The sequence below is a fragment of the Acinetobacter sp. USHLN143 genome (assembly GCF_037145695.1).
In the GTDB taxonomy this organism is placed as follows: Bacteria; Pseudomonadota; Gammaproteobacteria; order Pseudomonadales; family Moraxellaceae; genus Acinetobacter; species Acinetobacter fasciculus.
This window is the reverse complement of sequence record NZ_JBBCWZ010000042.1, coordinates 16,219-27,500: the sequence shown is the minus strand read 5'-3', so window position 1 is coordinate 27,500 and position 11,282 is coordinate 16,219. Positions and strand designations below refer to the sequence as shown.

Genomic DNA, 11,282 nt, shown 5'->3' with positions numbered 1-11,282 from the left:
TAAGTTTAAATATGAACACCCCGAATCAGATGTATGAGCAAACAAAAACCGAGCTAATTGCTTAACTCGGTTTGAAGTGGAATACTGTCAATCTATTTCAGGACAAGACATTTCCTGTTCAATCTCATCTGCTTTTTGTGTCCAGTAATCTGCCTGTATGTCATCAGCGACAACACCTAAACCGTTCCCATAAATAAAAGCAAGATCGCGCATGGCCTGAACTTCGCCCCATTCCGCAGCCTGTTTGACTAAAGAAATCGATTTCTCTACATCTTTTTCAATCACATCACCACGACGGTAGAAACCGGCCAGCTCTAAAGTCGCAGCAGGGTGCTTCTCGATATTGGCCTTGCTTAACCAGTAATAGGCTAACTCAAAGTGAGCTTTAGATTCTTCCGGATCTTCTTCTGCTAATTCTTTGGCATAAACGGTATAACCTTCACCTAACCAATACATGGCATCAACCAGTCCACCGTTGGCAGCTTTCAATGCCCATTCTTCAGCAAGAATGATGTCATCATCATGCTCGCTTTGCATATACAGTTCAGCCAGTTCAAATTGCGCTTCAGCATTACCAGCTAGGGCAAGGTTAGTCAAGGCAGCAGGAGGAGAAACACGCTGGGTCATATCAACATCTCAAAAGTATTATGCGTAGACTAAAAGGTTTAAATCAAAAAAGCCAACCCGAAGATCAGCTTTTTAAAGAGATTGGTCAATCAATGATATTAGATCAGGCAAAGAATCCCTGAGATCAAGGCGATAAACACACAGAACATTACGATCACTTTAATTTTATTTTCCAGATAGCTCAGACTTAAACCGACCACCAGTGCTGCAAAAGTCAGACTACCCAGCCAGTAACTGATCATATTGCTGGCAGCTCCTGTACACAGGCACAGAATCAGGGCGAGTATGAGCAATACCCAGCCCAGAATAGTCGCAAGTTGTGTTTTTGCAGGCGCAGGTTCTGTGTCAAAAATCTGTTTTTGATGTTTCGACATCGACATTGCAAGCGCAAAGAAACCTAGTGAAGTTAAAGCCCAAATCAGTAAGAAGAACATCATGCCTGATTCTCCTTGAGAGCAATCTTGGCTTTTTTAGACGACAAGCCTTTATGGTTTTTCACTTTTTTAAATGAAAACCAGAATAAGATCGCAAGCACCCACATCGCCAGATCAAAAGAAGCAATGACCCATTGACCATGCATGATGCTATTCCAGATTGCTTGACCGCCGGTCATGGAGTTCACGATTGGGAGCAAGGCAAATGCAGCAGTGGCAAGCAGTAATAGTTCCAGCCAGGCCTGACGATGACTGCGAATCATGGCATACAGCAACGTCAGCAACCAGACAATAAAGAAGCTACGAATTTCCCAGTTCAGACGCATCTCCATGTCTGCCGGAATAAAACGGTTGGCATAAAAATAGGCAGCACAGGCAATCGGTAAACCAATAATGGCAGCGATATTGGTGACTTCAACCACGCGATAGCCAAAGGATTTATAGCCTTGTTTCTGTTGCTGCGGTGCACGTTTAACACACCATAGAATCAAGCCGGTCGCAATCATCAAGGTGCCGACCACCCCTGACATGAATAATAACCAGCGTAAAGCCAGATCCATGCCACGTGCTTCATGCAATGTGGTGAATACATTATAAATACCATTTGCGATTGAAGGCATTTTCAGTGTGGTTTGATCTGGCTTTAATTCACCTGTTACGCCATTAAAAGCAAGGCTCGGATAAACGTTGCGATAAGCTACGCTGACTCCGTTTAAAGCACGAAGTTCAATTTCAGCTTTTAGGGTATTTGGCTGGATAATAGTTATCGTACCCACCGGATTATTTTTCCATTCGTTATTGGCTGTTGCCAAGATCGGAGCCAGATCGGTTAACGGTGCAGGAGATGCAATTTGCATTTCATTATGAGAGCGGCGACCTTCACTGCGTGCAGACATTTCACCGCGCTCGCCACGATTTTCTCTCTCAGCTTGCGGTCGACGTTCTTTACTCTCACTATGGCTTTCACGGGATTCAGCCTGAATACTGTTGTCTTGAACCAAACTCTTACGTTGATCCTGAAGGAAAGCACCACGATTTTCATAAATCTGGTTTACGCCCCAAGGCATCAGGGTAAAGAGTAATAGTAATAAGCCACTGAAGGTAATCATGATATGAAAGGGCAAGGCAAATACCGCAGTAGCATTATGTGCATCCAGCCAGGAACGCTGACCTTTACCGGGACGGAAAGTAAAAAAATCCTTGAAAATTTTCTTATGGGTAATGACACCGCTGATGATTGCCACCAGCATGAGCAGGGTCGCAACGCCGACCATCCAGCGCGCCCAGATTCTTGGCAAACCATACAATTCAAAGTGGAAACGGTATAAGAATGAACCACCGCGTGTTTCACGCGCTTGCAAAACTTCGCCGGTGGCGCTGTCAATCGTCACGCGGGTACCGCCACGACGGGCACGTGGATCTTCGCCGGCACTACGAATAGTCAGGGTGGTGGTATTTTGGCGTGAGTTAGGAAGCTGGATTGCCCAGCTGCCAGCATCCGGATGGTGCTGTTGCAGATAAGCCAGTGCCACACGGGTTTGTTCGATTTGAGTCTTTGGTGGAACTGATTGATGAAATTCCGGTTTCATCCAGACGGTAATTTCGTTCTGGAAAAAGCTTAAGGTTCCGGTCAAGAAAATCGCATATAAAAGCCAGCCTAAAATCAGACTGGCCCAGGTATGCAACCACGACATCGACTGGCGTGGACCTTCGGGTTTTGCATCTACTCTCATCTCAATTTCCTAAAAGCTTATAGGCGATATAGAGTAAAACACCGGGAATCGCGATCCCGAGCGTAGCTTTGAGCGTCTTATTCACCATAAATACCCAGATAAATGCAGCAGCATTCAAGCTAAAGCCAATCAGGGTGGCGGACATGGCTGCACTGCTTCCACTGTCGATAAAAAGCTGGGCAATCACGATCGTTGCCAGTGTAGCCAGTAGATAACCGCCAGCACCCGCCAGAATAAAGCGATATAAAATCATCCCACGATAAGCCAGCATATTTGCTTTGACTTTATTTTTGCTTGATGGTTTCGGTGCAGTAACTGTTCCAGTCGCTATGGCTTGCATATTCGGACTATTCATCATCGAAAATTCTATTTACAAACTTATGAAGTAATTAATGATAATGATAACAATTATTGTTTAGATTTTAAATATGGGTTGTTGAACTATTTATATGAAAAATAAGTAAAACTGGAAGTTAAGTTAAAAAAGAGAGGGGGGAAGGGAATTAAAAAAGATCAAAATGTAAGGCTTACAAATAAAAACAGCGGCTCGAAGGCCGCTGTCTAAACTTCATTTATTCACGATTAGTCTTGCTGAATACCTGCAACCACCCAGTCCTGATTTGAACCTGCTGGTTTGGTGAAATGCCAGATTTCTGCGAACGGTTGCGGCAAGCTGTTTAAGTCTTCGCTTACCGTACCTGTAAAGCGTACGCTGACAATATACTGGCCATTGTCAGTCGATGAGTCGACGACCATCGCATTCAGATTTGAAAACTCGGCAACATCCTGATCCTGATTGCTCATGATGTCGTTATACATTGACTGATAAAGTTCAGGAGTCAGATAACGCTGAATTTCAGAAATGTTGCTTGCTGTATTCATGGACTGAATATGGTTAAAACGCTGACGCGCTACACGCAAGAATGCTGCAGGTTCAGTACCATCCGGTAACTGGCTGCCACTTTGGGTATAAGCTGCACCAAAAGGCGCGTTATTTACCGGAGCAGAACCGAACGGAGCATTGTTGCTTGACGTTTGACCACCCACATTCTGACCAAAAATATTGGTACTGTCACCACCGCGAGGTGCAGTCGGTGCCTGACCAAAAGGTGCTGTATTACCAGCACCACTATTTGGTGCATATGGGTTAGAAGCTACTTTTTTTTTTGCGCCCATCTTACGGAAAATGAAGAAGGCAACAGCAGCAGCAAGAAGGATCCAGATCCAGCCCGGAATACCACCTTTTTCCTCTTCTGCTTGAGCAGCCTGAGCTTCAGATGCTGCTACACTTTGATCATCCGCCAAGGCATTCGCAGCAACTGCACCAATCGCAGCACCGGCTACACCCGCGGCAACCATGCCGCCGACACCCGGACCAGATTTTTGCTGGGTTGCAGCACCTGCAACTGGCGCTTGTTGAGCAGGCGCAGCTTGACGAGGTTGTTGATAAGATTGAGTAGGTTGTGCAGAACGTTGCATGCCATGACTTTTACCGCCACCGGCACGTTTTGCTTCAGCTGCAAAAGGCGCAACCAATAAAACTGCTGTCAAGATACCTGTGATCAAACCGCGCTGTCGAACTTCCATTCATTTTTCCTATGAGAATAAAACCTATTTGTACAGTCTATTTATATAGGCTTTGTGTGGAATTTCAATCAAAAATCTGTATTTTTTTGCTCTTTATACCAAATAGGTCAGTTTACAGTTAGTTGAGTTCATCACTCAGCGTCATCGCCTCGCTTAACGCTTCATGTAAACGCGCAACTGCAATAATTTGCACGCCTTCAATGGATTTTTGCGGTGCATTGCCGCGAGGGACAATAATGTATTTAAAACCATGTTTAATCGCTTCTTTTAGGCGCTCCTGACCATTTGGCACAGGGCGAATCTCTCCAGACAGTCCGACTTCACCAAAAACTGCCAACTGTTGCGGTAAGGCTTTGCCACGAATGCTGGAAGCGCAGGCGAGAAGTACCGCCAGATCCGAACCAGTTTCGGTGATTTTCAAACCACCGACGATATTGACATAAACATCCTGACCAGAGGTTTGCACACCACCATGCCGATGCATGACTGCAAGGAGCATATTTAGACGGTTTTGATCCAGGCCAAGCGCTACACGTCTTGGTTGGCCATGTGCATCATCGACCAGCGCCTGTACTTCAACCAGGAGTGGGCGCGTACCTTCGCGGCTGATCATCACAATCGAGCCGGGAATGGCTTCATCATAACGGCTTAAAAAGATGGCCGAAGGGTTGGACACCTCGCGCAGACCTTTGTCGGTCATGCCGAACACGCCGAGTTCATTGACCGCACCAAAACGGTTTTTGACCGCTCGGATCATTCGGTAACGTGAATCCGACTGGCCTTCAAAATACAGCACACAGTCGACCATATGTTCCAGTACACGTGGGCCGGCCAGTGCGCCTTCTTTGGTTACATGACCGACCAGAAACAAAGACGTACCACTATTTTTGGCAAAACGGGTTAACAGGGCCGCTGATTCACGAATCTGTGAGACACCACCCGGTGCAGATTGCAGGGTTTCGGTATACAGGGTTTGGATCGAGTCCAGAATGGCTACCGCAGGACGTTGCTGGGCCAGTACTTCACAAATACGTTCGACACAGGTTTCTGCCATGACTTTGAGCTGGTCGGTTGGCAGATCCAGACGTTGGGCACGTAAAGCAACCTGAGACAAAGATTCCTCACCGGTCACATACAGGGCCGGATTTTTGGCAGATGCCATGTGCGTGGCTGTTTGTAGCAAGATGGTGGATTTACCAATTCCGGGATCACCACCAATCAAGACCACCGAACCTGTGACCAGCCCGCCACCCAGAACCCGGTCAAATTCGCTGATCCCGGTCGGTAATCGGGTTTCATGCGATACCGAGACCTGATTTAAAGTGGTGATACTGGACGCCTGACCTGCATATCCACCCCCGATCTTTGGCTGAGCGCGATGGGTAACGGCAGGTGCAATGGTCACTTCAAGCAGGCTGTTCCATTCCCCACATTCTGAACATTGACCGGACCATTTCGGATGATCGGCACCACATTGTTCACAACGATACACACTTTTTGCTTTAGCCATATTTTAAGATGCAGCGATTGAAATTGAATGACAGCATAGCGGTGAATGCTAGCTAAAACCAAGCCTTTCACCTGAAAAATCATGGTTTTTACGACAAGGCTTGTCGTTTTTATTTAGGCTGATGCGGATGTTGTGCATCAACGCTGTCTATAATGCCGGTCTTGTCATGCTGGAATGGAACAGATTTTGTCACACTTGTTGAAACATATTGATGCGATTGCACGTGAAAAGAACCGTGATGTGCTGTTTGTGCATTTTGATCATTATGTACATCCGGATCAGGATGCTCACTCGGTTCGGCAAAGGTTGATCGGCTGGCTGGAACAACAGGGGATTGTCTATATGCCGTGTCTAGGTGTGGATCAGACGCTTCATAGTGAGATCTATTCGGGTGGGCTTTATCTGGATGTGCCTTTTGACCTGCAGCATAAAACCTATCAAAAACTGAGTCATTATCTGGAAGATGAGCAGGGCAATATGAAAATTAAAGGCATTCAGTTTTTTGTTTTATCTTTAAGACTGGCACTGGAACTTGAATCTGAGTGGGACCAGCTCGCCTGTAGCGGTTTACGTTGCTAAAGATTCATGATGAAAAATGGAAAAACTGAAGCAGAAAAAGCCACGATGAACGTGGCTTTTTAGTCTTTGGGTTAAATGTTTAAACCACTCATCTGTTAATAAAGTTCACCAGATTTACGTCGTGCAATGAAGTCTTTCGATTCCTTGGCAATGACTCCAGAGAGCAATAACAAGGCGATTAAGTTTGGCACGGCCATGAGACCGTTAAAGGTATCGGCGAATAGCCAGACCAGATCAAGGGTTGCCACACAGCCAATAAATACCGAGGCGATATAAATAATACGATACGGCAGCACGAATTTTTCACCGAGCAAATAGGTGGCACATTTTTCGCCGTAGTAGCTCCAGCCTAAAATGGTGGAATAGGCGAAGAAAATGATACCGAAAGTGACCACCCAACCGCCGACACCCGGCAGCAGCTTGTCGAACACACCAATGGTCAGTACCGCACCAGTTTGACCACCAAAGTCATTGCCAGCCATGATATAGCCCATGACCAGAACAATACCGGTAATCGAGCAGACAATAATGGTATCAATAAAAGTACCGGTCATAGACACCAGACCTTGACGGGCCGGATGATCGGTTTTTGCTGCTGCGGCCGCAATCGGCGCAGAACCCATGCCGGCTTCATTGGAGAAGACCCCACGTGCCACACCATAACGAATCGCTGCACCAATTGCACCGCCTACTGCAGCTTCACCGGTAAAGGCATAGGTGAAAATCATTTTCAGTGCCGGACCCACCAGTTCCAGATTATTTAAAATAATAATCAGGCCACCCGCGACATAGCCCACCGCCATAATCGGCACGATCACAGAAGACGCTTTGGAAATCGATTTAATCCCGCCTAAAATCACCAAGGCGGAAAAGGCAGTGATAATGATCCCCGTCATCCAGGTTTCGATGCCCAAGCTGTTTTGAACCGCCAGCGCAACGGTATTGGACTGTACTGAACTGCCGATCCCAAAAGAAGCCAGTGTCCCGAACAAGGCAAAAATCAGCGCCAGCCATTTCCATTTCAGACCACGCTCGATGTAGTACATCGGACCACCGGACATTTCACCTTTCTCATTTTTCACTCGGTATTTGACTGCCAGAACACCTTCGCCATATTTGGTCGCCATACCAAACAGGGCGGTCATCCACATCCAGAACACGGCGCCTGGACCACCGAGAACACAGGCAGTGGCTACGCCGGCAATATTACCGGTACCAATCGTGGCAGAGAGTGCGGTCATCAATGAGGCGAATTGGGAAATGTCCCCTGAATGGTCAGGATGCTTGCCAAAGACCTGTTTAAAAGCTAGGGGCAACATGCGGAACTGCCAGAACAATAAACGGAAGGTAAGGAAGATCCCGGTACCGACAATCAGTACTAGCATATAAGGGCCCCAGACCCAGCCGCTTAAAGTTTCCATTAAACTTTGTAAATTTTGCATAAAATTCTTCTTATTGATCCATGTCTGTGTAGTTCGAGGAATTGATTAAAAAGCAATTGCTATGCCAGATGCATTCATCCTGAATGCATAAATTGGCTGAATAGTGTTCTATTTTTTACACAGTTTTAAAAATTTGACAAGAAATTACTGGAATATCGCAGGTCAAAAATAAAGCAGAAATGTAACTGGAGAGTGATATAAGAAAAATAAATTAACTTCTTCAATTAATCAGGAAATACAAATGATGCAAATTTTATTTTTGTATTCAGCATTTTTTACGTTAATTTGTCGCGAGTAAAACTCAAAGTTGTAATTAATAATGTCAGAAAAATATAACAATTCGTCGGCAGAGCACGGTGAATTAAAGCGGAGTTTGTCCAATCGGCACCTACAGTTAATTGCCATTGGGGGCGCCATCGGAACTGGCCTGTTTATGGGTTCGGGTAAAACCATCAGTCTCGCAGGTCCTTCGATTCTGGTGATCTATATGATCATCGGTTTTATGGTCTTTCTGGTGATGCGTGCACTGGGTGAACTTTTACTCTCCAATTTGCAATATAAATCTTTTATTGATTTTGCCACGGATCTGATCGGGCCTTGGGCCGGATACTTTGTCGGCTGGACCTACTGGCTGTGCTGGATCACCATCGGGATCGCAGATCTGTCAGCCATTATTTACTATCTGCAATTCTTCAATAATGGCTTGCCCTTTAGCCCTGAAGAAGGCGTCATGATCAGTGTTGCCGCGATTGTGTTTATCATGGGGCTGAATCTGGTCACGGTAAAACTGTTTGGTGAAATGGAATTCTGGTTTGCCCTGGTCAAAATTATCGCCATTGTGGTGCTGATTGCCGTTGGCTTGTGGATGGTATTTACTGGCTTTACCAATGATGCCGGTACGGTCGCATCCTTTGTTCACATCTGGGAGCATGGCGGTTTGTTCCCGACGGGTGCCATGGGCTTCCTGGCCGGTTTCCAGATTGCCATCTTTGCCTTTGTCGGGGTAGAGCTGGTGGGTACTACCGCGGCTGAAACTAAAGATCCGGAAAAGAACCTGCCAAAAGCAGTGAACTCTATTCCGATCCGTATCATTATTTTCTATGTTTTGGCACTGCTAATTGTGATGTCAGTAACTCCATGGAACCAGATTGACCCGAATGTCTCGCCGTTTGTAAACCTGTTCAGTCAGGCTGGCATTGCCGCGGCTGCGATCATCATGAACCTGGTGGTATTGTCCTCGGTGATGTCATCGATGAACAGTGGCGTATTCTCGACCAGCCGTATGCTGTTTGGCCTGTCGCGTGAAGAGCAGGCACCGATGGCTTTTGGTCGTCTGAACCGTCGTGCGGTCCCTGCCAATGCCTTGTATTTCTCGGCGGTATGTTTGTTGCTGGGTGCAGCACTGCAGTATTTCGTTCCGGATACTGTTCGGGCCTTTACCTTGGCCACGACTTTATCCACGATTCTGTTTATTTGTGTCTGGATCATCATTATCTGGAGCTATATCGTGTATTACAAAACACGTCCAGAGCTGCATGCCAAATCGACCTTTAAGCTGCCAGGTGGTTTATTGACTTGTTGGGTCGTGATTATTTTCTTCCTGAGCATGATCGTGGTTTTGGCGCTGGAAGAGGATACTCGTCAGGCACTGATGATCAGTCCGATCTGGTTTATCCTGCTGATCATTGGCTATTTTGGTTTCTATAAACAGAAACATAAATAAACCTTATCAATAAAAACGTCAGCGATCTGCTGGCGTTTTTTTTTGTCTAAAGATACTCTCTAGCGTTTAACGCTTGGGTCATGCCGAATGATCGCGTTATACTTCATCGAAACTATTACATTAGGTGGTCAGATGCGCCAAGTCATTTGCTACATCAGTATCTTAGCGACAGGTCTTGTTCTTGCAGGTTGTGGACAGTCAGGTGCTTTGCACTTGCCGAATGATCCGAATTACGACAAGCGTGCCAAGTATCTGTTATACAAAAATACTGAAACTGAGCCTAAAGCGTCCGATGAAAAACGCGAGGCACCCGTGCAACAACAGTTTGCTGCACCTGCTGATTCAGACGTTAAAACCACACCATAACGCTTTCACAGAAAGGATACCTTCATGAGTTTCACCCGCATTAATGGGGTATTGCACGCTGAGCAATGTTCATTACAACAGCTCGCGGAGCAATTCGGCACACCACTCTATGTTTATTCTAAAGCCACTTTGGAAAAGCATTTTTTAGATATGGATCGTGCTTTTGATTTTATCCACCATCAAATCTGTTTTGCGGTAAAGTCCAACTCTAATCTTGCGGTATTGAATGTATTGGCCAAACAGGGTGCCGGTTTTGATATTGTGACCGGTGGTGAATTGGCGCGTGTGCTGAAAGCCGGTGGTGAGCCTTCGAAAATCGTATTTTCGGGCCTGGGCAAATCTGAAGCGGATATCAAAAAAGCGTTGGAAGTCGGGATTGCCTGCTTTAACGTCGAATCTTATGCCGAGCTGGATCGTATCCAGAAAGTTGCAGCTGAATTAAATGTCAAAGCACCGATTTCATTGCGCGTGAATCCGGATGTCGATGCCAAAACCCATCCTTATATTTCAACCGGCTTAAAAGAAAATAAATTCGGTATCCCATCTGATAGCGTGTTCGAAACCTATCAATATGCGGCTTCATTGCCAAATCTGGATGTGGTCGGAATCGACTGCCATATCGGTTCACAGTTGACTGAAACCCAGCCATTTGTGGATGCACTGGATCGTGTCATTGTCATGATCGACCAGTTGAAAGAGCTGGGCATTCACCTTAAACATATCGATATCGGTGGTGGTTTGGGTGTGACGTATAAAGATGAAACCCCGCCGTCGGTTGAAGAATATGCCAATGCGCTACGTCCAGCTTTAGAAAAATTGGGCTTGAAAGTGTATATGGAACCGGGACGTAGTATTTCTGCTAATGCGGGTGTGTTGCTGACTAAAGTGGATCTGTTGAAGCCAACCAATCATCGTAATTTCGCGATTATTGATGCCGCGATGAATGACCTGATTCGTCCTGCTTTATATGAAGCATGGATGGACATTCAATCCGTTACACCTCGTACCGATGTCGAAACGAAAGAATGGGATGTTGTGGGCGCGATCTGTGAAACTGGTGATTTTCTGGGTAAAGAGCGCGAGCTTGCGATCACGGAAAATGATGTGCTAGCAGTGCTTGGCGCGGGTGCATACGGTTTTGTGATGAGTTCAAATTACAACAGCCGTGGTCGTGCTGCTGAAGTAATGGTCGATGCTGATCAGGCGCATTTGATTCGTGAACGTGAGACGATTGAATCACTTTGGGAACGTGAGCGTTTATTGCCTTAAGGATAAATCAGG

Annotated in this window: 11 protein-coding genes; 4 read left to right on the top strand and 7 right to left on the bottom strand. The window is 46.0% G+C overall.

Translation table 11 applies throughout. The annotated features are described in order from the left end of the window. Nucleotides 1-87: 87 nt before the first annotated feature. The 6 genes from WFH18_RS11365 to radA all read right to left on the bottom strand — a co-directional run bounded on the left by WFH18_RS11365 (nucleotide 88) and on the right by radA (nucleotide 5,891). Complete coding sequence (locus WFH18_RS11365) at nucleotides 88-627, bottom strand: tetratricopeptide repeat protein (RefSeq protein WP_336754884.1); 540 nt, start codon at nucleotides 625-627, stop codon at nucleotides 88-90. Nucleotides 628-725: 98 nt separating this feature from the next. Beyond that, the gene (locus tag WFH18_RS11360) at nucleotides 726-1,064 is read right to left on the bottom strand and encodes a DUF3325 domain-containing protein (RefSeq protein ID WP_243475404.1); all 339 of its coding nucleotides are present in this window, start codon (nucleotides 1,062-1,064) and stop codon (nucleotides 726-728) included. Next, nucleotides 1,061-2,794, bottom strand: coding sequence for a PepSY-associated TM helix domain-containing protein (locus WFH18_RS11355; RefSeq protein ID WP_164543202.1), 1,734 nt, complete (start codon nucleotides 2,792-2,794; stop codon nucleotides 1,061-1,063). The genes WFH18_RS11360 and WFH18_RS11355 overlap by 4 nt, the downstream gene beginning before the upstream one ends. A 1-nt stretch (nucleotide 2,795) precedes the next feature. Then, complete coding sequence (locus WFH18_RS11350; protein ID WP_005106369.1) at nucleotides 2,796-3,152, bottom strand: hypothetical protein; 357 nt, start codon at nucleotides 3,150-3,152, stop codon at nucleotides 2,796-2,798. Between the two features lie 224 nt (nucleotides 3,153-3,376). Further along, nucleotides 3,377-4,381, bottom strand: coding sequence for a Tim44 domain-containing protein (locus WFH18_RS11345; protein WP_004731819.1), 1,005 nt, complete (start codon nucleotides 4,379-4,381; stop codon nucleotides 3,377-3,379). Nucleotides 4,382-4,499: 118 nt separating this feature from the next. Further along, the gene (gene radA / locus WFH18_RS11340; RefSeq protein ID WP_164543201.1) at nucleotides 4,500-5,891 is read right to left on the bottom strand and encodes a DNA repair protein RadA; all 1,392 of its coding nucleotides are present in this window, start codon (nucleotides 5,889-5,891) and stop codon (nucleotides 4,500-4,502) included. A gap of 174 nt (nucleotides 5,892-6,065) precedes the next feature. On the opposite strand from radA, the gene WFH18_RS11335 reads away from it, so the two are divergent. Then, nucleotides 6,066-6,470, top strand: a complete 405-nt coding sequence (locus tag WFH18_RS11335; protein WP_164543200.1) for a hypothetical protein — start codon at nucleotides 6,066-6,068, stop codon at nucleotides 6,468-6,470. 95 nt (nucleotides 6,471-6,565) lie between these two features. Here the strand turns inward: WFH18_RS11335 and WFH18_RS11330 are convergent, their stop codons facing one another. Beyond that, nucleotides 6,566-7,912, bottom strand: a complete 1,347-nt coding sequence (locus WFH18_RS11330) for an alanine/glycine:cation symporter family protein (RefSeq protein ID WP_164543199.1) — start codon at nucleotides 7,910-7,912, stop codon at nucleotides 6,566-6,568. Between the two features lie 319 nt (nucleotides 7,913-8,231). Here WFH18_RS11330 and WFH18_RS11325 point away from each other — a divergent pair, with 319 nt between their 5' ends. From WFH18_RS11325 to lysA, 3 genes are all read left to right on the top strand, one after another. Then, on the top strand, nucleotides 8,232-9,635 hold the full coding sequence (locus tag WFH18_RS11325) for an amino acid permease (protein ID WP_164543198.1): 1,404 nt from the start codon (nucleotides 8,232-8,234) through the stop codon (nucleotides 9,633-9,635). 132 nt (nucleotides 9,636-9,767) lie between these two features. Beyond that, on the top strand, nucleotides 9,768-10,001 hold the full coding sequence (lptM, locus tag WFH18_RS11320) for an LPS translocon maturation chaperone LptM (RefSeq protein WP_148334299.1): 234 nt from the start codon (nucleotides 9,768-9,770) through the stop codon (nucleotides 9,999-10,001). 24 nt (nucleotides 10,002-10,025) lie between these two features. After that, complete coding sequence (lysA, locus tag WFH18_RS11315; RefSeq protein WP_164543197.1) at nucleotides 10,026-11,270, top strand: diaminopimelate decarboxylase; 1,245 nt, start codon at nucleotides 10,026-10,028, stop codon at nucleotides 11,268-11,270. The last annotated feature ends 12 nt before the right edge of the window (nucleotides 11,271-11,282 follow it).